Consider the following 25,264-nt stretch of genomic DNA (forward strand, 5'->3'; position numbering starts at 1 on the left):
GGGCTTGGCCCTGCTCCGCAAGCGCGTCCTGCTGGCCGGGTGACCGTGCGGCGGGGGCGGGCCCGTGACCGTCCGTCAACGCTGCACGGAAAGTGATCCAGAACCAGATTTCAGCCGCCGCCGACACTCACCGCCCTGGAGAAGACCGCCGCCAAAGAGGAAGACCGGAGCGATCCGGCGTTTGTCCCGCCGCCACGGCCAGTGCTGGACGCGGAGCCGCGCCGGGACGTCGTCCAGGTGATCGGCTCGGTCACCGAGACTTTGAGCCGAGCCGCCGAGACTCTCCATTCCGGGCCTCCGGTGACCGGACTCGTTCCTGCCCTGGAGCGGGTGGTGACCGAATGCTGTGCGGATCTCGGCTTCCGGTTCTTCTTGCGCGCCCTCAAGACGTACCTGGTGCCGGTGCCGGCTGACAGAGAGACGTACGGAACGCTTGTCGCGCTCGGCGAACGGTTCGGCTACCCGCGTCGGGGGGTACGCGAAGGCCTCAACGACAGAGCTGACTGACCCGCCCGGGCCGCGGGGGCGTGCAGAAGCCGCCCCTGACGCGTAGATGGACGGCAGGTCAGCGCTGGGACGCCGGTGCCGCGTCGGAGGCCGATAACCTGTCGGTATGTCGGAGCGTGTCATGCCCGGTCGCACGGACGGCCTGATCACCCTGGATGCCGCAGACGCTCTGTGGGTCGATCTGACGGCCGACAGTGCTGTGCCGACGGCGCCTGGAGCAGTTACCCGCTTTCCGGCCCATGCCCAGGCGGGGTACGTCCTGCTCGGAAGCCATGTGGTGGCGACGGTGAGGGCGAGCGGCGGTCAGTGGACTGTTGCTGAGGCTGAGGTGCGCCGGGCGGCCACGCAACTGAACGCGGTGGGAACGGATCGGCAGGACCTGGTCCGCATCGGTCCGTTTCGAGGGGTGCCGAGGCAGGAGTGCACCAAGGAAACGCCACTGCGTTGGCGCCGGCGCATCACCCGGGCACTGCACGAGCCGGCCGGTCCCGAGTCGGCAGCACGACGTGAGGACGGCCGGCCGTACCACCTGGCGGGGATCGACTGGCGACGGATACTCGTGGAGCAGACCCGCGACGGGGCGCAGCGGACATGGTGGCTGCCGCGCGCCGTGGTCAGGATGCTCGACGCGGCCGAGCACGCCGAGAAGCAGTGGGTGCACGCCGCGCGGACCCGCCGGGCAGGCGCAGCCGTCACCGAGCCGCCCTCCCACGCCCGGCAGGTTCGAGAAGCCGACCCTCGACAGCCGACGAGCCGCGAGGACCCCACCGCCTCACTGCGCCCGTACGGCAGAGAGCTGGAAGGCCAGTTGTACTCGGTGCTCAGCCGGAAGCCCGGCACCTCCCGCAGAGTTGCCGGCTGGGCGTGCGCCGTCTGCCGCACCGCGCCCGCCACCGTCCTCGACCACTGCCACGAACACGGCTACGTCCGCGCCCCACTCTGCCAGTCCTGCAACACACAGGAACGCCCCGACCACCTGTACGGCAACGACATCCGCGTGGCGAACCGCTACACGCACCTCTTCGACACCGACGCCGGCGACTGGCTCCGCCACTGGCACCGCTGCCCCGGCTGCCGCGCACGCACCACCCTGCCCCTACCACACCTCGCCGCATGGACCGCCCACACGGCCTGCCGATCGTTGCGCCCGACCCACCGCGCCCCCCGCGGGCGCAAGCCCTGCGGTGTCCTGCGCGTGTCCTGGACGGGCAGTCAGAACGCGCCCCGTTCCTGCCTGCTCACCGTCGCTGTCGACTTCTGCCCCTCCGGCGAGCACCGAGTCCTGGCGCAGGTCGCCTATCGCGAAGCCACCGAGCGGTTTCGCATCTGGCTGGCCGAGACGGCCCCTGCCGTGGCCGCCGCGGCGGGTCCTGACCGCCTGGACGGCCTCCCCGCCCAGCCCCGGCCAGTCATCGCGGACACCAGCGGCGAGGACCTGGCACTGTTCTGAGCGGACACCGGGAGAACCGACACCTCGGCCCCACCCCGCAGCCACTGATCCCGACACGGTCACTCCGCACGGCCCAGGTCGCACCCTGCTGCGTTCCTGCCTGCCGAGATGGTGCAGGGTGGGCGTCATGCCTGCCGATCACCAAGAGTTCGATGTAGTCGTCACAGCCGTGGCTTCGGTAGGAGTCACCGTCCGCGCGGACGGGCATGGCGGATTCATCGACCGGCTCAAGCACCCCTCGTGGTGGTCGGACACCCCCCGCGCCGAGGTCGGCGACCGGCTGCGTGCGGTCGTGGTCGACGCGGCCAGGACCCCGCCACGGTTCAGCGCCCTGCCCTGTGACATACGGATCGCCCGGAGTCTTCGGCACACCGAACCGCTCGTGCGCCTCTGCCCGCCGCCCGGCGGCGGGCGAGTCGTGAACTGGTCCGCTGTGGAAGGCACCTTGGGCATCGTCCTTCCCGCCGACTACAAGCGACTCGTAGAGGTCTACGGCGGTGGGGTCTTCGCGGGAATTCTCCGGCTCCTGGAACCGGATTGCCCGGATGCGATGTACGACCTGGTCGCCCAGACCGCCGAACGCGAGGAGATCCTCGCAGAACTTTGGGAAGCGGGCGAGGACAAGCCGTCGGAACTCCAGGACGGCAGAGCCAGGCTGGTGCCCTGGGGCTATGACGAAGGCACGGGACTCTTCCTGTACTGGCTGGTCCGGCCCGAAGCGGAACCGGAGGAGTGGACCGTCGTGCTCAACGAGGGGCGCGGTCCGCTCTGGGAGGCCCATCCGATGTCGTGCAGCCAGTTCCTGCTCGAAGTGGTGGCCGGTACGACGTCATCGTTCTACTTCACCGACCTCGACGACGTCGTGGACCCTGAGGACAGGAATCGCTTCGAACCCAACTCGCAGATTTTCAACCGGTAGACGCGCGAGGTGAGGCCGGGCCGACCACCACCCAACCGTCTCGGGGGTGACGGGACATGTTCCCGCGGCCTGCCGCAGCCGAACGTGGACCTGATCGCCGCCGGGCGGCCGCAGACGGAGAGGAACGAGTGCCGGTCGGGGAGAGACGGTGAGCGTCCGGAGCCGTCTCCGGCCTCACACCCACCCCTCCGTGCATGCGATCATCGTGCAGGAGGCGGACGCGCGTGGCGACGTGAACGGCCGGCGACGGGGCGCCGGGGGACCGAGCTCCCCAGGGCAGGAGACTGCCGCCCGTGCCGTGCGTGTCCGGCTCACTCGTGGGCCGAGTGCTGTGACCGAGGGGCGAAAACGCAGTGGCGGACTGGATCTACATCCTCAACCCGAACAAGGACACCCTGGACGGGGAACCGTCCGGCAAGGAGACGATACGCCGGCTGGCCGAGGAGGAACCGGAGCTCGAGTTCTGGCTCAGCCGCCGCTACCGCATGAGCCCGGGCGACCGCCTGTGGTTCTTCTTCAGCCACCCGGAGGCGGCGGTCGCCGCGGTGGCCCGGATCGACGAGGAGCCCTGGGAGGAGACCGAGGACCCCGACGTCTCGCACGTCGTCGCCGCGACCCTGCTGACCGAGGCCACGAAGAGGCTGTACCGCACGCCCGTGGGCCGGGAGGAACTGATGCTGGGTCAAGTGCGTTCGGTGCAGAAGGTGAAGCCGGAGGCCCTGCCCGTGCTGCTGGCGCGCGCAGGCCTGTGAGTCCGGCGCACGAACAGGGGCTCGCCTCCCCGTCGCACGGGAAGGACCACCACAGGCGGCTCCTGCGCAGGCAGTCCCGGGTCCGCGGGATGATGCTCGGGCTGGCGCTCGGCGACACCCTGGGCGGAGCCCGCGGCAGGCTGCCCGACGCCGGCCCGCTGCGGGCCGGCGTCAGCACCCAGCTGGCCTGCTTCACCGCGGAAGGCGTCATCCGCGCGCAGGTGCGTGGCAACCACAAGGGGATCTGCTACGCACCCGGCGTGGTCCTGCACGCCTACTGCCGGTGGGCGTACCTCCAGGGCATCGAGACGGACAGGATGCGCCGCCGCTGGAACAAGGGTGGCGCCCCGTCGTGGCCGGACGGCTGGCTCGCCCGCGTGCCCGCGCTGGCCGAGCGGCGCGGCAGTGCACCGGCGACCGTGACGGCCCTGTCCCGGGTCGAGGAGGGCGAGGAGCGGATGGCAGGTGCGAGCCGCGGCTGCCACGCCCTGACCCGCGGTCTTCCGATCGCGGTCACCGGGCCGCAGGGCATCGCCCTGTCGGGCGCCGTCGCCGCCCTCACCCACGGGGACGGTGCCGCGCAGTCCGCCGCCGCCCACGCGGCCCTCCTGGCACACCACTGCCTGACGGCGACCGGGGACGCGGGGCCGCCGGGCCCGTCCCTACACTCCGGCACCTCCGTCCGGGAGGCACTCCACGCCGGTGTCACCGCCCTGCCCTCCGCGGGCCTGCCCCTGACCGGCGACGAGCACGGTCGTATCGCGGCGGCGCTCCGGAACGCTCTCGACGACCCCGCCGACGTGCGGCGGCTGGCACGGCTCGCCCCCGACGCCACCGCACCCGCGGCACTGCTCGGTGGCGTCTACGCAGCGGCCTCGTGCCCGGACCGCGCCGGCATCCGTGCCGCGCTGGAGTTCGCGGCCCAGGCCCCCGACGGCGCCTCCGTCGCCTGCGTCGCCGGTGCCCTGCTCGGCGCCGTCCACGGCGTCGAGGCCCTGCCCGTCGACCTCGCCGGCCGACACGAACTCGCCTGGGTCGTGGACACCTTGGCCCGCGACCTGGTCCTGGAACTCGACGACTCACCCAGCGGGAGCGAGTACGTCCGTGCATGGGATCCGCACTGGTGGGACCGCTATCCGGGCTGGTGACATCCCCGGCCGCACGCAGGCGGCCGCCCCCTGACGGCTGTCGCGAACGGCAGGCGCCCTCCCGGGCGCCGACGGCCGCGACGCAGCGGTACTCAAGTCCCTGGAACGACTGCTCCGGTCGGGGCTCCGGGCGGCGCGTCGGCCCGGCGGGCCCCGCGCGGGCCGTGCGGCGTCTACAAGCCCGGTGCGCGCTTGGCCCGCCAGGAGATCTTCGCGCGCAGACCCCTGCCGACGCTCAGCCTCGTGAGCGAGGAGTCCGTCCTGCGGCGGCCCGTCGGAGACGGGCACGTGCTTCAGGGACAGTTGGAGCAGATCCTGCTGCTCGGACAGCGGAGGAACGTGGCGTTTCAGGTGTTGCCGACGGAGGGAACCGAACACTGCGGCCTCGGTGGCCCGTTCACCTTGATCGAAACCGTGAAGGGCGCAGGACGGCCTACGTTGAAGTCCAGCAGAGCAGTCGCCTCTGCACCGACCGTGCCGAGGTGCGGGACGCCGAGGAGCAGTACGGCATTCTCAGGGCGCAAGCCTTGACCCCCCTGAAGTCGCTGGCCTTCGTCGAGGATCTCCTGATGGAGAGAGATGACTCACCAGCCGGATGAGCCGACGGTGCCTGAGCCGGTCTGGTGCAAGAGCAGCTACAGCAGTGGCGAGGGCGGCGAGTGTGTCGAGGTGGCCGCGGCTCACGAGACGGTCCTGGTCCGGGACTCGAAGTGGGGGGCAGGCGACCGGCTGGTCCTCGGGGTCTCGGCATGGGCCGGGTTCGTCCGGATGGTCGCCGGGCGCTGAAGGGGCACGTGGTCCACCACGTACGCGTTGGACCTCTTGCCGTGGGCGTCCCTGGAGGACTCCCCGCAGGTGGTGCGATGGCTGCGGTCCGTCATCTCGTCACCGCGCCACCAGCTCCCGCGCGTCCTCGGCCCGCAGCGGTGTCTCCTCCGCGTCGGCGGTCGGGAGTCCCCGCTGGCGGTCCCACAGCCACAGCACGTCCCGGCCGAAGGACCACACCAGCGAGCCCAGCGCCAGCAGGACCACGCCGCTGTTGACCGCCGCCGGCAGCAGTTCCGACCCCGCGACCAGCAGGCAGATGCCCTGCAGCGCGGCGACGGTCTTGCGGGCCGTGCTGGGCGGGAGCGGGGCGTTGAGCCACGGCCACACCCGGGCCGCGGCGACGAAGACGTAGCGCATCGCGCCGATCAGCAGGACCCAGGGGCCCAGTTGCATGGCGAGGTACACGCTGAGCACCAGGATCAGGAACGCGTCGACCTCCATGTCGAAGCGGGCACCCAGCGCGCTGGAGGTGCCGGTGCGGCGGGCCACCTTGCCGTCGACGCCGTCCAGCAGCAGCGCCACCGCCGTCAGGGCGACCAGCAGCGCCACCGGCGGGGTGCTCTCGAAGGAGTCGGCCACCAGTGCCGTCACCCCGCCGACCAGCGTGGCGCGGCCCAGGGTGACACGGTTGGCGGGGCCGAAGGAGGCCAGGCCGGAGCGGTGCAGGGCGCGGGAGAGGACCGCCCAGCTGGCGAGGGCGAAGGCCAGGCCGGCCAGCCAGCCCGCCGGGCCCATGCCGATCGCCGTGCCGAGCAGGGCCAGGAGCAGGAGCTGCACCCCCGCTCCCACGGCGGTCTCCTGCTGGACCGGCCTCGCGTCGTAAAGGTTGTTCAGGGCCACCGCACACCCTCCGGCCGAGTGACAGAGTCGATCAACGCCGCGTACTGTGCGCGGCCTGGTACTTCTGCTTACGCGAACTGATTCCCGATCGTTCAGGAGGAATCCGATGAACCGGTCCGCCCGCGCCTTCTGGCTCCGTTCACCGGGGCACGGCGAGATCCGCGACGTCGTGCTTGCGGAGCCGGCCGAGGGGGAGGCGGTGGTCCGATCCCTGTGGTCCGGGGTGAGCCGCGGCACGGAGACGCTGGTCTTCCGCGGTGGCGTCCCGGCGAGCCAGCACGCGGTGATGCGGGCACCCTTCCAGGAGGGCGACTTCCCCGCACCGGTGAAGTACGGCTACCTCAACGTCGGTGTGGTGGAGGAGGGCCCCGACGACCTGGCCGGGCGCACCGTCTTCTGCCTGTACCCGCACCAGACGCGGTACGTGGTGCCCGTGAGCGCCCTGACCGTCGTGCCGGAGGCGGTGCCCGCCGAGCGGGCGGTCCTCGCGGGGACCGTGGAGACCGCAGTGAACGCGCTGTGGGACGCCCCGCCGCTGGTGGGGGACCGGATCGCGGTCGTCGGCGGCGGCATGATCGGCTGCTCCGTCGCCGCGCTCGCCGCCCGCTTCCCGGGCGTCGACGTCCAGCTCGTGGACGCCGACCCCGCCCGTGCCGCGACCGCCGACGCCCTCGGTGTCGGCTTCGCCGCACCCGAGGAGGCGCGCGGCGACTGCGACCTCGTCGTGCACGCCAGCGCCACCGAGGCCGGTCTCGCCCGCTCCTTGGAGCTGCTTCGCGCCGAGGGCACCGTCCTGGAACTGAGCTGGTACGGCGACCGGCGGGTGAGCCTGCCGCTCGGCGAGGCCTTCCACTCCCGGCGGCTGACCCTCCGCAGCAGCCAGGTCGGCACCGTCTCCCCGGCCCGCGCCGGCACCCGCACCTATGCCGACCGGCTCGCCCTCGCCCTCGGTCTGCTCGCCGACCCTGTCTTCGACGCCCTCGTCACCGGGGAGTCCGGGTTCGGGGAACTGCCCGCCGTCCTGCCGAAACTGGCCTCGGGTGCGATCCCGGCACTGTGCCACCGCATCCGCTACGAAGAGGCAGGCCGAAGCGCCTGACCTGAGAAAAGAGTGGGACGGCGCTGAACGCGGGGAAGGCAGGAGCCGTACTACACGACGTCCCCGGCCACCGCCGGCCGGGGCCCGACGCACCGCACCTGGAGGGTCGTCCGTTGTTCAGTGTCACCGTCCGCGATCACATCATGGTCGCCCACAGCTTCCGCGGCGAGGTCTTCGGCCCCGCGCAGCGACTGCACGGAGCGACGTTCCTGGTGGACGCCACCTTCCGGCGCGAGCAGCTGGACGACGACAACATCGTCGTCGACATCGGACTGGCCACCCGTGAACTCGGAGCTGTCGTCAGCGAGTTGAACTACCGGAACCTCGACAACGAGCCCGACTTCGCCGGGGTCAACACCTCCACCGAGTTCCTGGCCCGCGTCATCGCGGACCGGCTCGCCGAACGCATCCACAAGGGGGCGCTGGGCGAGGGCGCCCGGGGCATCGCCGGGATCGCCGTCACGCTCCACGAATCGCACATCGCGTGGGCGAGTTACGAGCGTGCCCTGTGACCCACACGACCGTCACGCCCACGACCCACGCCACCGTGACCGACGCGGCCGGGGACCAGCGGGTCCGGACCCGGCTCGGCCACATCCCCGCCCAGCATCCGGCGCTCGCCCAGACCGACATCGTTCCCATGTCCCTGCGCCTGGTGCACTTCGTGATGCCGGGCGGCGTAGCCGACCCGGCCGCGCCGAGCGGCGGCAACGCCTACGACCGCCGGATCTGCCTCGACCTGCCCGGCTTCGGCTGGCGGGTCGCGCAGCACCTGGTGCACGGCGACTGGCCGGACCCCGGCCCGGCCGCCCGTGCCGAACTCGGCCGGGTCCTCGGCGCATTGCCGGACGGCGCGGTCGTCCTGCTGGACGGACTGGTCGCCTGCGGGGTGCCCGAGGTCGTCGTGCCCGAGGCGGAGCGGCTGCGGATCGCCGTCCTCGTGCACCTCCCGCTCGGCGACGAGACCGGCCTCGCCCCGCAGACCGCGGCCGCACTGGACGCGCGGGAGCGCGAGGTGCTGCGGGCGGTGCCCGCGGTGGTCGCCACCAGCGACTGGGCCGTCCGCCGCCTCGTCTCCCACCACGGCCTGGCTCCCGAGCGGGTGCACGTCGCCGCCCCCGGCGCCGACATCGCCCCCCTGGCCGCCGGTACCGACGGCGTCTCCCGCCTGCTGTGCGTCGCCGCGGTCACACCGCGCAAGGGCCAGCACCGCCTGGTGAACGCCCTGGCGGCGGTGACCGACCTGCCGTGGAGCTGCGTGTGCGTCGGCGGCCTCGACCACGACCCGGAGTACGTCGCCGAGGTGCGCGGTCTCATCGCGTCGCACGGGCTGGAGCACCGCGTCCATCTCGCGGGCCCGCAGACCGGTGCCGCCCTCGACGCCAACTACGCCACCGCCGACCTGATGGTCCTCGCCTCCTACGCCGAGACCTACGGCATGGCGGTCACCGAGGCCCTCGCCCGCGGCATCCCGGTGCTGGCCACCGACGTCGGCGGGGTACCGGAGGCGGTCGGCCGCGCGCCCGACGGCGGCGTGCCCGGCATCCTCGTCCCACCGGAGGACCCCGCCGCCCTCGCCGCCGAACTGCGCGGCTGGTTCGGCGAGGCGGACGTACGCCGTCGCCTGAAGTCCGCCGCCCGTGCCCGGCGCGCCGCGCTCGGCGGCTGGGCCGCGACCGCACAGAGCCTGGCCGGCGTTCTCGGCCGGCTCCCGGAGGAACCGAGGAGGGCGGCATGAGCAGGCCGACGACCGTGCCGGGCGGCGCGCTTCCCGTCCAGCCCGGGCCCGCGCAGGCGGACCCGCAGCCGCGCGGCCACGACGACGTCATCGCCGGGGCCGGGCCCATGGTCCGCCCCGGGGAGCGGCCCACCGTGCGGCTGCGCGAGGGCGGGAGCACGACCGCCGAGGAAGCACCCCGGTACGCGCCCGAGTGGCTGGAGTTGAGGGAGAGCGCCGACGCCGCCGCGCGCGCGGTCGAGCTGCTCGATCCGCTGCGGAACCGGCCCGCCGGCGCGCCGGACGGGAGCGGCGGGCTGGTCGTGCACGACCTGGGCTGCGGCACCGGCTCCATGGGCCGCTGGCTCGCCCCGCGCCTGGACGGCGCCCAGCACTGGGTCCTCCACGACCGCGACCCCTACCTGCTGCACTTCGCCGCCGTGGCCTCCCCGCAGGCCGCCGCGGACGGCAGCCGCGTCACCGTCGAGACCCGCCGCGGCGACGTCGCCCGGCTCACCCAGGACGCCCTGGACGGCGCCGGTCTCGTGACCGCCTCCGCCCTGCTGGACGTCCTCACCCGCGAGGAGGTCGAGACGCTCGCCGCGGCCTGCGCCGGTGCCGGCTGCCCCGCGCTGCTCACGCTGTCGGTGGCAGGGCGGGTCGGCCTCGCCCCGGCCGATCCGCTGGACGCGGAGATCACCGCCGCCTTCAACGACCACCAGCGCCGAAGCGGTCTGCTCGGCCCCGACGCCGTCACCGCCGCCTGCGAGGCCTTCGCCGAGCACGGCGCGCCCGTCCACGTCCGCCCCAGCGCCTGGCGGCTCGGCCCCGGCGACGCCGCACTGACCGCGCAGTGGCTGCGCGGCTGGGTCGGCGCCGCGGTCGAGCAGCGCCCGCAGCTGCGCGAGCGCGCCGGGACCTACCTGGTGAACCGTCTGGAACAGCTGCAAGCAGGCGAGTTGCACGTCACCGTCCACCACAGCGACCTGCTCGCACTGCCGCGCACGGGCGGAGTCGCCCCGTGAGTGCGGCACAGGCGCCGGCACCGGCGCTGCCCGCCACGGAGACCGTGTTCCGCACGCCGCCCCGCGCGGCCGGCACCACCCCGGCACGCCCCGCCCTGCGCCGGCACCTCGGCACCGTCGCCGGCGCGGCGCTGCTCGGCATCCTGCTGTGGCGGCTGGGCACCGGCGCGTTCCTGGACGGGCTGCGGCGGATCGACGCACCCGCGTTGCTCGCGGCGCTCGGCATCGGCGCGGTCACCACCGTGGGAAGCGCCTGGCGCTGGGCCGTGGTCGCCCGCGCGCTGCGCATCCGGCTGCCGCTGGGCATCGCCGTCGCCGACTACTACCGGGCCCTGTTCCTGAACGCGGCCCTGCCCGGCGGCGTCCTCGGCGACGTGCACCGGGCGGTGCGGCACGGACAGAGCGCCGGTGACCTCGGCCGGGGCGTCCGGGCGGTGGTGCTGGAGCGCACGGCCGGCCAAGTGGCCCTCGCCGCGGCCGGATCGGCCGTCCTGCTCGTCGTCGACTCCCCGGTCCGCGCCGAGGTGCGCCATGTGCTCCCGCTCGCCGCCCTGGGGGCGGTCGGCGCGCTGGCCGTGGTGCTCGCCGTGCGGATGAGCCGCATCCCGCACCGCGCGTCCGCCGCCTCCCGGCGGGCCCGGACCCTGCGGGCGGCGCTGGCCGAGGCACGCCAGGGGCTGCTGTCGCGGCCGAGCGGGCCCCGGGTCGCCGTGTCCTCCCTCGTCGTCCTCGCCGGGCACGTGGCGACGTTCCTGGTCGCGGCCCGGGTCGCCGGGACCGAGGCCGGGCTGCTGGCGCTGCTGCCGCTCGCGGTCCTCGCCCTGCTGGCCATGGGCCTGCCGCTCAACATCGGCGGCTTCGGGCCGCGCGAGGGCGTCACCGCCTGGGCGTTCGGCGCGGCGGGGCTCGGCGCGGGCACCGGACTGGCGACCGCGGTCGTCTACGGGGCGCTCAGTTTCGCGGCCGCGCTGCCGGGCGCGTTCGTCCTCCTCGTCCGCCGGCGGTCGGCCCCGCCCGGCGGCCGTCAGGAGTGGTCCGGTGCTCCGGGGGCGACGTCGGAGGTGAGCAGGGACAGGTACGTGCCGAAGGAGTCCGCGAGGCTCGCCAGCAGCGCCTTCCCCTTGTCCGCGGAGCCCAGGGAGGGACGGCCGATGACCCCCGAGTCGGTGTAGGCGGCCATGCCGAGGGTGAGCAGATGACGGCGGTCGTCCGCGGTGTGATCGGCGGACTCGTACCCAGGACGGACCCATTCCGGATGAGCGTGCAGCAGGATCGACGTCTCGATCTCCCCCGCGTGCATGTCGGTGAGCAGCGACGTGGCCACCCCGGCCCGCTCGCGCGCCGTCTCCCAGTCCTCGGCGGCCGGGAACAGCGCCAGGCTCTCCCCACGGGCGGCGGACTCCTGTACGACATGGCCCAGCACGTAGTTGCCGCCGTGCCCGTTGACCAGCACCAGCGAACGGACGCCGGAGCGGCGCAGGGAGTCCGCGATGTCGCGGACCACGGCGTGCAGCGTGACGGAGGAGATGCTGACGGTCCCCGGCCAGGCCGCGTGCTCGTGGGAGCAGGAGACCGTCACCGGAGGAAGGAGGTGCACCGGGTGCGCAGCCGCGATCTCCCGCGCGACGGCGCAGGCGACGAGCGTGTCGGTCGCCAGCGGAAGGTACGGGCCGTGCTGCTCGTAGCTGCCGACGGGAAGGACGGCGACCTGTGCTGAGACGCTCGCCGCCCGTGCCCGTACGTCCTCCGCGGTGTCCGCCGGTACCAGACCGTGCGCCGCCGTGTGCCTGCCCGAACCTTCCATCGCTTCATGGCCTTTCGTCTCTGCCCGCTTCGCTCGGCTCGCTCAGTCGGCTCAGTCCGTTCAGCCCGGCCCTTCCGGTCGGACTGCCTGGGAATGCTTAGGAACCAGATCATGACAGAAAACAGCCCCGCGCCCCTCGGCCTGCTCGGTACCAAGCCGCCGGCCCGCACCGGAGTGGAACACGTCGTGACCGCCCCGCTGCCCACGGTGTACGGCGAGTTCCGGGCGGTCGGCTACCTGGACCACGACACCGGCGACGAGCAGGTGGCCCTCGTGTACGGCGAGCCGGGTGCGGAGGACGTCCTGACCCGGCTGCACTCGGAGTGCCTGACCGGCGACGCCTTCGGCTCCCAGCACTGCGAGTGCGGGGACCAGCTGGCCGCCGCGCTGCGCGCCGTGGTCGCCGCGGGCAGCGGTGTCGTCGTCTACCTCAGAGGGCACGAGGGGCGGGGCATCGGCCTGCTCGCCAAGCTGCGCGCGATGGCCCTGCAGGCGGACGGCCTGGACACCGTCGAGGCCAACCTCGCCCTGGGACTGCCGGTGGACGCCCGCGACTACGGCGCCGCCGCGGGCATCCTGCGCGACATGGGTGTGCGTTCGGTGCGGCTGATGTCCAACAACCCCCGCAAGCGGGAGGCGTTGATACGGCACGGCGTCCGGGTCACCGAGCAGGTGCCGCTGCTGATCCCGCCGTGCGAGAGCAACATCACCTACCTGCGGACCAAGCGGGAGCGGCTCGACCACCACCTGCCCCACCTGGACGCCGTGGGCCAGCTCAGCCGGTGACCGCTTCGTTCACGAGCCGCTTCAGCTCGGGGAAGAGGCGAAGCGAACGGCGGGGCTGTACCTGCGTCATGAACTGCACGGTCAGGTCGCGGGTCGGGTCGACCCAGAACGTGGTGGTGGCGACACCGCTCCAGCCGTAGGTGCCGAGCCCCGCCGGGGCGAGGGCGCGCCGCGGGTCGACCACGACCGACACACCGAGGCCGAAGCCGACGCCGTCGTTGCCGGGTTCGTCATGAGCGGGGCGGCTGCCGAAGGCGCGCAGGTCGACCCCGCCCGGCAGGTGGTTGCGGGCCATCAGGTCGACGGTCCGCGGCTTCAGCAGCCGGGTGCCGTCGAGTTCGCCGCGGCGGCGCAGCAGCTCCATGAAGCGGTGCACGTCGTGCGCGCTCGCCACCAGGCCGCCGCTGCCCGACAGGAACCGGGGCCGGCCGTGCAGCGGCAGCCCGGGGATCGGCGTGAGGCAGCCGTCGTCGGTGTCGCCGTACAGCTCCGCGAGTCGGCCGGCCTGCTCGGGGCCGACCTGGAAGCCGGCGTCCGTCATGCCGAGCGGGCGGAGGATCCGCTCGGCGAAGAACACGTCGAGGGGCTGCCCGGACACCACCTCCACGATCCGGCCCAGGACGTTGGAGGCGACCGAGTAGTTCCACTGCGTACCCGGGTCGAACTGGAGCGGGAGCCGCGCGTACACCTCGATCGTCTCCGCCAGGTCCGCGCCGGGCGGCACCGAGGACTGGAGGCCCGCCGCGCGGTAGAGGGCGTCCACCGGGTGGGTGTGGTAGAAGGCGAACGTCAGGCCCGCGGTGTGGGTCATGAGATGCCGCACCAGGATCGGTCCGGCTGCCGGGCGTGTGACGACGCCCCCGCCGTCCCCCTCCCCGGCCCCGGGGGCGTCATGGCCGCTCACGTACACCCGCGGCTGAGCGAAGGCCGGCAGATGGCGTTCGACCGGGTCGTCCAGCGACAGCCGGCCCTCCTCCACCAGCAGCAGTGCCGCGACGGCGGTGACCGGCTTCGTCATGGAGTAGATCCGCCACAGCGTGTCCGGCGTGACGGGAAGCCCGGCCGCGACGTCGCGGCGGCCGTACGCGGTGAGGTGGGCGACGCGTCCGCCGCGGGCCACCGACACCAGGAAGCCCGGCAGCCGGCCCTCGTCGACGCGGTGCGCGAAGTACCGGTCGAGGCGGCCGAGCGCCTTCGCGTCCAGTCCGACCTCGGCCGGATCCGCCTCTTGCCGCAGCAGTGCCATCGTTCTCCTTCGTCGCGCCGTTCCCGGTGCGGTCCGGCTCACCCCGCCCGACCGCCCCGCGATCTCGATGTCGCGCAGGAACACCCGCCCGAAACCTCCGCCGGCCGGATTCCGCACCGCCGCCCGGCACCCGGCCGGGCAGCCGGCCGGCCACCACCGCGCCCGCGGCGGAGAGGCCCGCGAGGACCGGCGGCACGCCCGCCGGTGCCCGGGGTCACTGTCGGCTGACCGAGCGGGTCACCCCCGCGAGGACCGTCGTGGCCAGGATCCATCCCGTGACGACCAGCACGTACGACAGCGTCTGGTACCAGCCGGCCGGTGCGAAGGCCGCCTCCTGCCCGAAGGAGATCACCGGCAGCAGCAGGTCCAGGGTGTAGAAGACCGGGTCGAAGGGCGGCGCCTCGTCCGCCTTCAGGGGCAGCGGATGGTGCAGGGCGAAGGTGACGGAACCGATCGCCAGCAGGGACAGCAGCCAGCCGGCCGCGCGCAGCGGGCGGAATCCGTAGCCGACGGTGACGTCCTGGACGAGGCCCCACAGCCGGCCGTACCAGGGCAGCGTCCTGCGGTGACGGCGCTGCTTGTCCAGCTGCACCAGCCGCGCCGCGTGGTCGTCGCCGACGCGGCGGTAGGCGGCCGTCAGCTGCTGATAGGCGTGCGGGACGTAGCCGTTGCGGTCCCGCTCCAGCATGGGCAGGCGCCGCTCGGCCGGCTCGTGCGGGGCGAGGGAGGTGTAGGTGAGGTCGCCGAGCATCACCTCGCCCGGCACCGACTCCGGCTCGATCATCAGCCGCTCGATCCGGGCGCGGCGCAGGTTGAGGCTGCCCTCCATCGGCGGGCCCTTGCGCAGCCACAGCTCACCGATCACCGAGCTGCTCGCCCGCAGCATGGGACCGCCCGGGTTCGACAGGCGGGCGTACGACAGGTCGAGCCGCCCCGCGATGCGCGCGCCGCGCAGCCCCGCCCAGCCGAGCACCTCGGCGTGGCGCAGCAGCACATGGCCGCCGGTGGAGAGGGTCTCGGCGTCGAACGCGGCACGGCCGGGGTGGTGGAGCCGGGCCTCGTTGAGGTTGACCGTCCCGGCGATGCCCGCACCGTTGAGTCGCGCCTGCCCCTGGACTCGCAGCCCGGGCGCCCAGAGGTCGGCGCCGATCGCGGCCTGGTTGAGCTGGAGTACGGGATCGTCCCCCTCGGGCGCGGACATCTCGGCGCCCTCCAGGTACAGGCTGCCGCTGATCCGGGCCCCGCCGAGCCGTACCGTTCCGGTGCACCGGGTGCGGGTCAGCCGCAGGACTCCGTCGACGTGCACGGCGTGCGCGACGAGCCCCGGCAGGACGGATTCGCTCAGGTTCAGCTCCCGCATCCGGGCCGCGTAGCAGCGCGGCGCCTCGGCGAAATGGCAGTGGCGCAGCCGCACCGGATGGCCGACCGTGGCGTACTGCAGGTCGAGCTGCCCGGTGATCCGGGCGCCCGCCAGGTTCAGTGCCGGTATCTCGCCGTCCTGCCGCGGGCCGTCGAGCAGCAGCGCGCGCAGCACGTGGGCGCGCACGGTCCGCTCCGGTCCCCAGGTCGCTCCGTCGGCGGGGCGGTCGTCGGGGGACGGGCGGAAGTCGAGGTGGACGCCTGCCGCGAAGGCCTCGCGCACCCGCAGCTCGGCCGGGGTCAGATCACCGATCTCCATCGTCGGGACTCTGACCCGGCCGGGCCGTGGGTGTCAACGGGCTTTCGAAGGAGGGATGTTGAAGGGAATCCGGAGGTGGCGGATCGAAGGGACCCGCCACGGGTCCGGGCCTACTTCGAGGACTCGACCGCGTGACCGCCGAACTGGTTGCGCAGAGCGGCGATCATCTTCATCTGCGGCGAGTCGTCCTGGCGGGAGGAGAACCGGGCGAAGAGGGAGGCGGTGATCGCCGGGAGCGGGACGGCGTTGTGGATGGCCGCCTCGACCGTCCAGCGGCCCTCGCCGGAGTCCTCCGCGTAGCCGCGCAGTTTCTCCAGGTGCGCGTCGTCGTCGAGGGCCCCGACCGCGAGGTCGAGCAGCCAGGAGCGGATCACGGTGCCCTCCTGCCAGGAGCGGAACACCTCGCGGACGTTCTCCACGGAGGGGACCTTCTCCAGCAGTTCCCAGCCCTCGGCGTAGGCCTGCATCATGGCGTACTCGATGCCGTTGTGGACCATCTTGGAGAAGTGGCCCGCACCGACCTTGCCGGCGTGGACGTAGCCGTAGGGGCCTTCCGGCTTGAGCGCCTGGAAGACCGGCTGCAGCCTCTCCACGTTCTCCCGGTCGCCGCCCACCATCAGGGCGTAGCCGTTCTCCAGGCCCCACACGCCGCCGGAGACACCGGCGTCGACGAAGCCGATGCCCTTGATGCCGAGCTCCACGGCGTGCTTCTCGTCGTCCGTCCAGCGGGAGTTGCCGCCGTCCACCACGAGGTCGCCGGGGGAGAGCAGCTCCTTCAGCTCGTCGATCACGGACTGCGTGGCGGCGCCGGCCGGGACCATCACCCAGATCACGCGCGGCGCCTGGAGCTGCTGGACCAGTTCGGCGAGGCTCCCGACGTCGGAGACCCCGGGGTCGCGGTCGTAGCCGATGACGGTGTGGCCGGCGCGGCGGATCCGCTCGCGCATGTTGCCGCCCATCCTGCCGAGACCGATGAGACCGAGCTGCATGGCTACTTCACTTCCTTGAGGTCGCGGTAGGCCGCGACGAGGGCGGCGGTGGAGGGGTCGAGGCCGGGGACGTCGGCGCCTTCGGTGAGGGCGGGCTCGACCCGCTTGGCGAGGACCTTGCCGAGTTCCACGCCCCACTGGTCGAAGGAGTCGATGTTCCAGATCGCGCCCTGCACGAACACCTTGTGCTCGTAGAGGGCGACCAGCTGACCCAGCACCGACGGGGTCAGCTCGCGGGCGAGGACGGTGGTGGTGGGGTGGTTGCCCCCGAAGGTGCGGTGCGGGACCTGCTCCTCGGGCACGCCCTCGGCGCGCACCTCCTCCGCGGTCTTGCCGAAGGCGAGTGCCTGGCCCTGTGCGAAGAGGTTGGCCATCAGCAGGTCGTGCTGGGCCTCGAGGCGGCCGCTCAGCTCGGTCACCGGGCGGGCGAAGCCGATCAGGTCGGCGGGGATGAGCTTGGTGCCCTGGTGGATGAGCTGGTAGTAGGCGTGCTGCCCGTTGGTGCCGGGCGTGCCCCACACCACCGGGCCGGTCTGCCACTCCACCGGCTCGCCGTCGCGCTGCACCGACTTGCCGTTGGACTCCATGTCCAGCTGCTGGAGGTAGGCGGTGAACTTCGACAGGTAGTGGCTGTAGGGGAGGACGGCGTGCGACTGGGCGTCGAAGAAGTTGCCGTACCAGACGCCCAGAAGGCCCATCAGAAGAGGGGCGTTGGCCTCGGGGGGAGCGGTCCTGAAGTGCTCGTCGACGGTGTGGAAGCCGTAGAGCATCTCCCGGAACGCCTCGGGGCCGATGGCGATCATCAGCGACAGGCCGATCGCGGAGTCGTAGGAGTACCGGCCGCCGACCCAGTCCCAGAACTCGAACATGTTGTCGACGTCGATGCCGAACGCGGTGACCTTCTCGGTGTTCGTCGACAGCGCCACGAAGTGCTTCGCCACCGCCTTCTCCACCGCGCTGCCGGCGTCGCCGGCCCCCGAAGCGTCCCCGTCGCCGAGCCCCTCCAGCAGCCAGGCCCGCGCCGAGGTGGCGTTGGTGATCGTCTCGATCGTCGTGAAGGTCTTGGACGCGACGATGAACAGCGTCTCGGCCGGGTCGAGGTCGTGCACGGCCTCGTGCAGGTCGGCACCGTCGACGTTGGAGACGAAACGCACCGTCAGGTCCCGGTCGGTGAAGGCGCGCAGCGCCTCGTACGCCATCGCCGGGCCGAGGTCGGAGCCGCCGATACCGATGTTGACGACGTTCCGGATGCGCCGGCCTGTGTGGCCGGTCCACTCCCCGGAGCGGACCCGCCGGGCGAAGTCGCTCATGCGGTCCAGCACGGCGTGCACGTGCGGCACCACGTTCTCGCCGTCGACCTCGACCACCGCGCCGCGCGGGGCGCGCAGCGCGGTGTGCAGCACGGCGCGCCGCTCGGTGACGTTGATCCTCTCGCCCCGGAACATGGCGTCGCGCAGCCCGAACACGTCGGTGGCGGCGGCAAGTTCCAGCAGCAGGGCGAGCGTCTCGTCGGTGACGAGGTGCTTGGAGTAGTCGATGCGCAGGTCGCCGACGGTGACGACGTACCGCTCGGCGCGGCCGGGGTCGGCGGCGAACAGTCCGCGCAGGTGGGCGTGCCACTCGGCGCGGTGGTCCTCCAGGGCCGTCCACTCGGGGCGCCGCGTCAGCTGGGGGGTCTCGCTCATGTCAGACGTTCTCCTTGCTGCCCTTGCCGCGCAGGGCGACGGCGTACATCTCGTCGGCGTCGAGCCGGCGCAGTTCCTCGGCGATGAGTTCGGAGGTGGCGCGGACCTTCAGCGCCAGTGAACGCGGGGGCTGCCCGGGCAGGCTCAGCGTGGCCAGCGGGCCCTCGGGGCGGTCGATGACGATCTCGCCGTCCCCGGTGCCCAACCGTACGGCGGTGACGACCGGACCGGCGGTGACCACCCGGTCCACCGTCACCTCCAGCCGGGCTTCCAGCCAGCGGGCCAGCAGTTCGGCTGCCGGGTTGTCGGCCTCCGCCTCGACCGCGGCCCAGGTCACCCGCGTGCGGGCCTGATCCAGGGCCGCGGCGAGCATCGAACGCCACGGGGTCAGCCGCGTCCAGGCCAGGTCGGTGTCGCCCGGCGCGTAGGAGCGGACCCGCATGTCCAGGGCCTCCAGCGGGTTCTCCACGGCGTACAGGTCGGTGATGCGCCGCTGGGCCAGCGCCCCGAGCGGGTCCTCCGCCGGGTTCTGCGGGGCCTCCGCCGGCCACCACACGACCACCGGGGCGTCCGGCAGCAGCAGCGGCAGGACGACGGAGTCGGCGTGTTCGGACACCTCGCCGTACAGCCGCAGCACGACCGTCTCGCCGGTGCCGGCGTCGGCGCCCACCCGCACCTCGGCGTCCAGCTTGGACCGGGTGCGGTCGCGGGGGGTGCGGGCCTGCCGCCTGATGACGACGAGCGTGCGCGAGGGGTGCTCGTGCGACGCCTCCTCGGAGGCCCTGATCGCGTCGTAGGCGTTCTCCTCGTCCGTGACGATCACCATCGTCAGGACCATGCCCACGGCCGGGGTGCCGAGCGCGCGCCGCCCCTGCACCAGCGCCTTGTTGATCCTGCTTGCCGTGGTGTCGGTCAGGTCGATCCTCATGGCCTGCGCCAGCTCCGTCCGTCTCGTGCGAGCATCTCGTCCGCTTCCTTCGGTCCCCAGCTTCCCGACGCGTACGTCGCGGGCCTGCCGTGCGCCGCCCAGTACCCCTCGATCGGGTCGAGGATCTTCCAGGACTCTTCCACTTCCTGGTGACGGGGGAACAGGTTGGCGTCGCCGAGGAGCACGTCCAGGATGAGCCGCTCGTACGCCTCCGGGCTGGACTCGGTGAACGACTCGCCGTAGGCGAAGTCCATCGTCACGTCCCGGATCTCCATGGAGGTGCCCGGCACCTTGGAGCCGAACCGGACGGTCATGCCCTCGTCGGGCTGGACGCGGACGACGATCGCGTTCTGGCCCAGCTCCTCCGTCGCCGTGGTGTCGAAGGGGGAGTGCGGCGCGCGCTGGAAGACCACCGCGATCTCGGTGACCCGGCGGCCCAGCCGCTTGCCGGTGCGCAGGTAGAACGGGACGCCCGCCCAGCGGCGGTTGTCGATGCCGAGCTTGATCGCGGCGTAGGTGTCGGTGGTGGAGCCCGCGTCGATGCCGTCCTCCTCCAGATAGCCGCGCACCTCGGCGCCGCCCTGCCAGGCCGGCCCGTACTGCCCGCGCACGGTGTGCCGGCCGAGGTCCTCCGGCAGCTCCACCGACTTCAGCACCTTCAGCTTCTCGGTGAGCAGCGACTCCGCGTCGAAGGCGATCGGCTCCTCCATCGCGGTCAGCGCCAACAGTTGCAGCAGGTGGTTCTGGATGACGTCGCGGGCGGCGCCGATGCCGTCGTAGTAGCCGGCCCGGCCGCCGATGCCGATGTCCTCGGCCATGGTGATCTGCACGTGGTCCACGTACGACCGGTTCCAGATCGGCTCGAACATCTGGTTGGCGAACCGCAGCGCCAGGATGTTCTGGACGGTCTCCTTGCCGAGGTAGTGGTCGATGCGGAACACCTGGTCCGGCACGAAGACCTCGTGCACGATCGCGTTCAGCTCGCGGGCGCTGGCCAGGTCGCGGCCGAACGGCTTCTCGATCACCGCGCGCCGCCAGGAGCCGGCCGGCGCGTCCGCCAGCCCGTGCTTCTTCAGCTGCTGGACCACCTTCGGGAAGAACCTCGGCGGCACCGACAGGTAGAACGCGTAGTTGCCGCTGGTGCCGCGGGCCCGGTCCAGGTCCTCGACGGTGTCGCGCAGCCGCGTGAACGCGGTGTCGTCGTCGAAGTCGCCGGGGATGAACCGCATCCCCTCCGAGAGCTGCTGCCACACCTCCTCGCGGAACGGGGTGCGCGAGTGCTCCTCGACGGCGTCGTGCACGACCTGCGCGAAGTCCTGGTCGGCCCAGTCGCGGCGGGCGAAGCCGACGAGCGAGAAACCCGGCGGCAGCAGGCCGCGATGGGCCAGGTCGTACACGGCCGGCATCAGCTTCTTGCGGGACAGGTCGCCGGTCACGCCGAAGACGACCAGCCCCGAGGGGCCGGCGATGTGCGGCAGCCGTCGGTCGCGCGGATCGCGCAGCGGATTCCTCCAGCCGGCGGCCGGAGCCGTCAGCTCCCTCAGCGGGGTCGCGGTCATTCCGCGTCCACCCCCTTGCTGTCCAGTGCCTTCGCCACGGCGTCCAGCAGGTCCTGCCAGGCCGCCTCGAACTTCTGCACGCCTTCCTCCTCCAGCTGCCGCACGACCTCGTCGTAGGAGATCCCGAGCCGCTCCACGGCCGCCAGGTCGGCGTGCGCCTGCGCGTAGCCGCCGGTGACGGTGTCGCCGGTGATCACGCCGTGGTCGGCGACCGCGTGCAGCGTGGCCTCCGGCATCGTGTTGACGGTGCCGGGGGCGACCAGCTCGTCCACGTACAGGGTGTCCTTGTACGCCGGGTCCTTCACCCCGGTGGAGGCCCACAGCGGGCGCTGCTTGTGGGCGCCCGCCCCGGACACCGCCGTCCAGCGCTCGCCGGTGAAGACCTCCTCGTAGGCCTCGTAGGCCAGTCGCGCGTTCGCCAGTGCCGCCCGGCCCCTGAGGGCGCCGGCCTCCTCGGATCCCAGCACGGTCAGCCGCTGGTCGATCTCGGCGTCGACGCGGGAGACGAAGAAGGACGCGACGGAGTGGATCGCCGACAGGTCCCGGCCCGCCGCGGCGGCCTTCTCCAGACCCTCCAGGTAGGCGTCCATCACCTCGCGGTACCGCGAGAGGGAGAAGATCAGCGTGACGTTCACGCTGATGCCCTCGGCGAGCACCGCGGTGACGGCGGGCAGTCCGGCCCTGGTCGCCGGGATCTTGATCATGACGTTCGGCCGGTCCACCAGCCAGGCCAGCTGCTTCGCCTCGGCGATCGTGGCGGTCGTGTCATGGGCCAGGCGGGGGTCCACCTCGATGGAGACCCGGCCGTCCCGGCCGCCGCTCGCCTCGAACACCGGCCGCAGCACGTCGGCCGCGGACCGGACGTCGGCGGTGGTCATCATACGGACGGCCTCGTCGACGGGGACGCCCCGCGCGGCCAGGTCGGCGAGCTGCTCCTCGTAGCCTCCCCCGCTCCCGGCCCCGTGCGCGCGGGGAGACCCCCACACCGCGGCACCGATGGCGGCCCGGAAGATGGACGGGTTGGTGGTGACGCCGACGATGCGTCCGGTCGCGACGAGTTCGGCGAGGTCGCCGGAGGAGATCCGCTCACGCGACAGGTCGTCCAGCCAGATCGACACGCCCTCGTCCCGGAGGCGTTCGAGCGCTCCCGCGGGGGCGGTTGCTTCGGTCACAATGATCATCTTCTTTCCGGCGATCGGATCAACCACGCGCGGCAGCCGGTGATTCCCGGGCTGCGCGCGACGTTCTCAGGGTCTCGGCCCCGGGCACCGCGGTCTCGTCGGCACGCGCCGGGCGGACGACGGCCGGGCCGGGGCGGTGCGCACCGGGGCCGGGTGCTCGCTCGGCCGGCGCGCCCTTCTTCCTCGCCCGGACCCGCCGCGCCGTGCGTCCCCTGGAGCGTGCGGGGCGCGGCACCGGGAGCCGGATGCCGCCGGGGAGGTCCCGCCGTGGGCGGGGACGGCGCTGTTCGGGGCGAGGGTGTACGTCCCCGCGGCCCGGCCGAGGGCGCGGACCCCGAAGGAGGCGGTACGGCCGTACGGGTGAGCCTGGGACGGCGGGCCACCCGCCGGGCGGAAGGAGATCGTGCCGTCGAGGGGCATGCGGTCCCGGCCGGCCGGGTGGAGCCGGGACCGAGGCCGAGCGGGGTGCGGTGGCCCGGCGGCCGGGCGAATCCTTCGAGGCCGGTCCGGACCGGACCGGCCGGGCCGCGTCCCGTCACCTTCTGAAGGGGAGCGTCCGGTGCCGGGGTCATGGCCGCCCCCCCGGGCTGCCCCGTCCCGGCCCGCTGTGCGGCGCTCGCCGCCAGGGAACTCGCGGTACGAGCGGCACGCCGGTCGCATGCGGTGCACACCGCACCGTGGCGGATCTGCGTGCTGATCTTCAAGAAGTCCTCGGTCGGGGCGATCTCGCGGTCTGACGTGTTCAAACTTAAAAGTCTGACTTTTTCGCGGGAAGGTCGGGGTGTGCCAGCCTGTGGTGAAAGTGGGACATCGAGAGCAGGAGTCGGGCGGTACGAGAAGGACATGGCGGACAGATCCATCGCACAGGGAGTCGGCGGCGAGAGCGCGGACGGAATCAGGACCCTCCCCTTCCCGGTCGACCCGAACGTCGGCGGCGTGGGCCTGCACATCGGCCCGATGGGAACCGGCGGAGCCTGGCCCGCGGACGCGGCCCTCCGCCGCGTGCACCGCATCGACTTCCACGTCGTGCTCTTCTTCGACGCCGGCCCCGTACGCCACATGGTCGACTTCGCCGAGTACGAGGCGGCGGCGGGCGACGTGCTGTGGATCCGCCCGGGCCAGGTCCACCGCTTCTCCGGGCGGAGCGAGTACCGCGGAACCGTCCTGACCATGCAGCCCGGTTTCCTGCCCCGCGCCACCGTGGAGGCCACCGGCCTGTACCGCTACGACCTGCCGCCGCTGCTGCGCCCCGATCCGGTCCGGCTCGCCGCGCTCCGGGGGGCCCTGACCCGGTTGCAGGGCGAGTACGCCGACGCCGCCACCACCGCCACCCTCCCGCCCGGCCTGCACACGGCCGTCCTGCGGCACGCGCTGACGGCGTTCCTGCTGCGCCTGGCGCACCTCGCCGCGACCTCGGCGGAGGCGGACCGGCACCAGGCCGACACCGCCTTCACCCTCTTCCGGGACGCGGTGGAGCGGGAGTTCGCCACCAACCACACCGTCAGCGCCTACGCCGACGCCCTCGGCTACTCCCGCCGCACCCTGGTCCGCGCGGTCCGCGCCGCCACCGGGCAGACCCCCAAGAGCTTCATCGACCGGCGCGTCGTCCTGGAGGCCAAGCGCCTCCTCGCCCACACCGACCTGCCGATCGGCCGTGTCGGAGCCGCGGTCGGCTTCCCCGACGCCGCGAACTTCTCCAAGTTCTTCCACCAGCGCACCGACCTGACGCCGGCGCAGTTCCGGGCGGAACTGCGGTAGCGGGTGGCGTACGCCCCACCTGTCCCGGAGGCCGGCCGGTGTCGCTCTCGCCCCCCGACCCGGGCCCGCGACGGCCGGTGCCCGGGGGTCAGCCGAACAGGGGGTGTTCCGGCGCCAGGAGCGCGGCGATGCGGGACGCGACCGGTTCCGCGGTGTTGCCCGCGGCGGCGGAGGGGCCGTCGGTCGCCGCGACCGCGATCGCCAGGTCCTCCTCGGGCAGGTACGCCATGACGGCGCCGTAGCCGGAGAACTGCGGGTTCTGGAAGACCCACCCGTTGCGGACGACCACGCCCAGGCCGAAGTGGGCCTCCTCCGTCTGAGCCCGGCACACCGTCTCCGGGCAGGTGGCGGTCGGGCCGCCGATGCCCACGGTGCCGGGATCGCGGAGGGTCCGCAGGGCCCGACGCGAGATCAGCTCACCCGAGCCGACGGCCCGCGCCGAGCGGACCACGTCGCAGATCGTCGACGTCATCACCGCGCCCGGGGCGATCGTCCAGGAGGGGTTCCAGAAGGTGGACTCCTCGTAGCGGCCGCGCTCGTCGGTGAAGGCGTGCAGCACCGGCCCCGGGATGTCGGGCGTGGTGCTGCTGCGGGTTCCGTCCAGGCCCAGCGGGTCGAGGACGCGCTCCCGCAGCAGCCGGTCCAGCGGCGTGCTGGTGATCTTCTCCAGGGCGGCGCCGAGGAGCACGAAGTTCGCGTGGGAGTAGCTCCAGTTGGTGCCCGGCTCGTACCACAGCGGCTTGCTCGTGGAGATGCGGACGAGCTCGCGCGGGGTCCACTGCCGGAAGGGGTCGTCCCGCAGGGCCTTGAGGAAGCCTGGGTCGGGCACGTAGTCGTAGAGGCCGGACGTGGAGTCGGCGAGCATCCGCAGGGTGATGCGGTCGCCGTGCGGCAGCCGGGGCAGCCAGCGGGACACCGGTGCGTCGAGGTCCACCCGGTGCTCGTCCGCGAGCTGCAGCAGCACCGTGCTCAGATAGCCGATCGCCACCCCGCCGACGCGGAAGTGCATGGCGGTGGTCGCGGGCACGCCGGTCATCGACTCGCCGGTGGCGGTGGTGACGACCTCCCGTCCGTGCACGGTCACACTGGCGAGGACGGCCTTCAGACCGAGTTCCTCGCGGCTCTGCCGGATGATGCGGGCGATCTTCTCGGCCCGGCCGTGCGACGCGGCGGGGGTGGGGCCGCAGGCGTGGGAGGGATGGTGCGGTGCGGGCGCGGAGACGGCGGGTGCGGCGGGCAGGGTCAGCGCCAGCACGGAGGCGGCACACAGCCAGATTCTGCGGGTACGCGTCATGCGGGCACTGTCGGCCCTTCCCACGCCGGCCGGTCCGCGCAACACCCTCGGTGGCTCCGTCCGGCCGAAAC

Annotated in this window: 22 protein-coding genes and 2 pseudogenes; 14 read left to right on the plus strand and 10 right to left on the minus strand. The window is 73.0% G+C overall.

The window, feature by feature from the left end; translation table 11 throughout:
* The first annotated feature begins 201 nt into the window (after positions 1-201).
* The 7 genes and pseudogenes from JS756_RS32050 to JS756_RS32075 all read left to right on the plus strand — a co-directional run bounded on the left by JS756_RS32050 (position 202) and on the right by JS756_RS32075 (position 5,562).
* Positions 202-507 (plus strand): hypothetical protein, encoded by a 306-nt coding sequence (locus JS756_RS32050; protein ID WP_205386779.1) that lies wholly within the window; start codon positions 202-204, stop codon positions 505-507.
* A 106-nt stretch (positions 508-613) separates the two neighbouring features.
* Entirely contained in the window at positions 614-1,957 is a 1,344-nt protein-coding gene (locus tag JS756_RS32055; RefSeq protein WP_205386780.1) for an endonuclease domain-containing protein, read from the plus strand.
* Between the two features lie 169 nt (positions 1,958-2,126).
* Positions 2,127-2,876: an SMI1/KNR4 family protein gene (locus JS756_RS37270; RefSeq protein WP_240204678.1), complete on the plus strand. Its 750-nt coding sequence runs from the start codon at positions 2,127-2,129 to the stop codon at positions 2,874-2,876.
* A gap of 353 nt (positions 2,877-3,229) precedes the next feature.
* Positions 3,230-3,628: a hypothetical protein gene (locus JS756_RS32065; protein WP_205386781.1), complete on the plus strand. Its 399-nt coding sequence runs from the start codon at positions 3,230-3,232 to the stop codon at positions 3,626-3,628.
* On the plus strand, positions 3,625-4,776 hold the full coding sequence (locus JS756_RS32070) for an ADP-ribosylglycohydrolase family protein (RefSeq protein ID WP_307791284.1): 1,152 nt from the start codon (positions 3,625-3,627) through the stop codon (positions 4,774-4,776). The genes JS756_RS32065 and JS756_RS32070 overlap by 4 nt, the downstream gene beginning before the upstream one ends.
* 186 nt (positions 4,777-4,962) lie before the next feature.
* A pseudogene (locus JS756_RS37275) lies at positions 4,963-5,375 on the plus strand (DUF5753 domain-containing protein); the annotation flags it as partial.
* Between the two features lie 7 nt (positions 5,376-5,382).
* A complete protein-coding gene (locus tag JS756_RS32075) occupies positions 5,383-5,562 on the plus strand; it encodes a DUF397 domain-containing protein (protein WP_438817361.1) in 180 nt (59 codons plus the stop codon).
* A 99-nt stretch (positions 5,563-5,661) separates the two neighbouring features.
* On the opposite strand, the gene JS756_RS32080 is transcribed toward JS756_RS32075, so the two are convergent.
* Positions 5,662-6,444, minus strand: coding sequence for a CDP-alcohol phosphatidyltransferase family protein (locus JS756_RS32080; RefSeq protein ID WP_205386783.1), 783 nt, complete (start codon positions 6,442-6,444; stop codon positions 5,662-5,664).
* Positions 6,445-6,550: 106 nt separating this feature from the next.
* On the opposite strand from JS756_RS32080, the gene JS756_RS32085 reads away from it, so the two are divergent.
* From JS756_RS32085 to JS756_RS37280, 5 genes and pseudogenes are all read left to right on the plus strand, one after another.
* The gene (locus JS756_RS32085; RefSeq protein ID WP_205386784.1) at positions 6,551-7,543 is read left to right on the plus strand and encodes a zinc-dependent alcohol dehydrogenase; all 993 of its coding nucleotides are present in this window, start codon (positions 6,551-6,553) and stop codon (positions 7,541-7,543) included.
* A 113-nt stretch (positions 7,544-7,656) separates the two neighbouring features.
* On the plus strand, positions 7,657-8,055 hold the full coding sequence (locus JS756_RS32090; protein WP_205386785.1) for a 6-pyruvoyl trahydropterin synthase family protein: 399 nt from the start codon (positions 7,657-7,659) through the stop codon (positions 8,053-8,055).
* A gap of 35 nt (positions 8,056-8,090) precedes the next feature.
* A complete protein-coding gene (locus tag JS756_RS32095; RefSeq protein ID WP_307791291.1) occupies positions 8,091-9,281 on the plus strand; it encodes a glycosyltransferase family 4 protein in 1,191 nt (396 codons plus the stop codon).
* Positions 9,278-10,285, plus strand: coding sequence for a trans-aconitate methyltransferase (locus JS756_RS32100; RefSeq protein ID WP_205386786.1), 1,008 nt, complete (start codon positions 9,278-9,280; stop codon positions 10,283-10,285). Before JS756_RS32095 ends, JS756_RS32100 begins: the two co-directional genes overlap by 4 nt.
* Positions 10,286-10,329: 44 nt before the next feature.
* Positions 10,330-11,190 (plus strand): annotated as a pseudogene (locus JS756_RS37280) (lysylphosphatidylglycerol synthase transmembrane domain-containing protein); the annotation flags it as partial.
* 119 nt (positions 11,191-11,309) lie between these two features.
* Here JS756_RS37280 and JS756_RS32105 read toward each other — a convergent pair.
* On the minus strand, positions 11,310-12,089 hold the full coding sequence (locus JS756_RS32105; RefSeq protein ID WP_205386787.1) for a creatininase family protein: 780 nt from the start codon (positions 12,087-12,089) through the stop codon (positions 11,310-11,312).
* A 111-nt stretch (positions 12,090-12,200) separates the two neighbouring features.
* Here JS756_RS32105 and ribA point away from each other — a divergent pair, with 111 nt between their 5' ends.
* Positions 12,201-12,875, plus strand: coding sequence for a GTP cyclohydrolase II (gene ribA / locus JS756_RS32110; RefSeq protein WP_205386788.1), 675 nt, complete (start codon positions 12,201-12,203; stop codon positions 12,873-12,875).
* Here ribA and JS756_RS32115 read toward each other — a convergent pair.
* The 7 genes from JS756_RS32115 to tal all read right to left on the minus strand — a co-directional run bounded on the left by JS756_RS32115 (position 12,865) and on the right by tal (position 22,141).
* Complete coding sequence (locus tag JS756_RS32115; RefSeq protein WP_205386789.1) at positions 12,865-14,121, minus strand: serine hydrolase domain-containing protein; 1,257 nt, start codon at positions 14,119-14,121, stop codon at positions 12,865-12,867. The genes ribA and JS756_RS32115 overlap by 11 nt on opposite strands.
* Before the next feature lie 214 nt (positions 14,122-14,335).
* Entirely contained in the window at positions 14,336-15,799 is a 1,464-nt protein-coding gene (locus tag JS756_RS32120; RefSeq protein ID WP_205386790.1) for a membrane-associated oxidoreductase, read from the minus strand.
* 110 nt (positions 15,800-15,909) lie between these two features.
* Complete coding sequence (gene gnd, locus JS756_RS32125; protein WP_205386791.1) at positions 15,910-16,788, minus strand: phosphogluconate dehydrogenase (NAD(+)-dependent, decarboxylating); 879 nt, start codon at positions 16,786-16,788, stop codon at positions 15,910-15,912.
* Positions 16,789-16,790: 2 nt separating this feature from the next.
* A complete protein-coding gene (gene pgi / locus JS756_RS32130) occupies positions 16,791-18,473 on the minus strand; it encodes a glucose-6-phosphate isomerase (protein WP_205386792.1) in 1,683 nt (560 codons plus the stop codon).
* Between the two features lies 1 nt (position 18,474).
* Complete coding sequence (gene opcA, locus JS756_RS32135; RefSeq protein WP_205386793.1) at positions 18,475-19,401, minus strand: glucose-6-phosphate dehydrogenase assembly protein OpcA; 927 nt, start codon at positions 19,399-19,401, stop codon at positions 18,475-18,477.
* On the minus strand, positions 19,398-20,960 hold the full coding sequence (gene zwf / locus JS756_RS32140) for a glucose-6-phosphate dehydrogenase (protein WP_205386794.1): 1,563 nt from the start codon (positions 20,958-20,960) through the stop codon (positions 19,398-19,400). Before zwf ends, opcA begins: the two co-directional genes overlap by 4 nt.
* The gene (gene tal / locus JS756_RS32145) at positions 20,957-22,141 is read right to left on the minus strand and encodes a transaldolase (protein ID WP_205386795.1); all 1,185 of its coding nucleotides are present in this window, start codon (positions 22,139-22,141) and stop codon (positions 20,957-20,959) included. The genes zwf and tal overlap by 4 nt, the downstream gene beginning before the upstream one ends.
* A gap of 843 nt (positions 22,142-22,984) precedes the next feature.
* On the opposite strand from tal, the gene JS756_RS32150 reads away from it, so the two are divergent.
* Positions 22,985-23,899 carry a helix-turn-helix domain-containing protein gene (locus JS756_RS32150; protein ID WP_205386796.1) on the plus strand — a complete coding sequence of 305 codons (915 nt, stop codon included), beginning with the start codon at positions 22,985-22,987 and terminating at the stop codon, positions 23,897-23,899.
* An 88-nt stretch (positions 23,900-23,987) separates the two neighbouring features.
* On the opposite strand, the gene JS756_RS32155 is transcribed toward JS756_RS32150, so the two are convergent.
* On the minus strand, positions 23,988-25,193 hold the full coding sequence (locus JS756_RS32155; RefSeq protein WP_205386797.1) for a serine hydrolase domain-containing protein: 1,206 nt from the start codon (positions 25,191-25,193) through the stop codon (positions 23,988-23,990).
* Between the last annotated feature and the right edge of the window lie 71 nt (positions 25,194-25,264).

Source organism: Streptomyces actuosus, assembly GCF_016921115.1.
Taxonomy (GTDB): Bacteria; Actinomycetota; Actinomycetes; order Streptomycetales; family Streptomycetaceae; genus Streptomyces; species Streptomyces actuosus_A.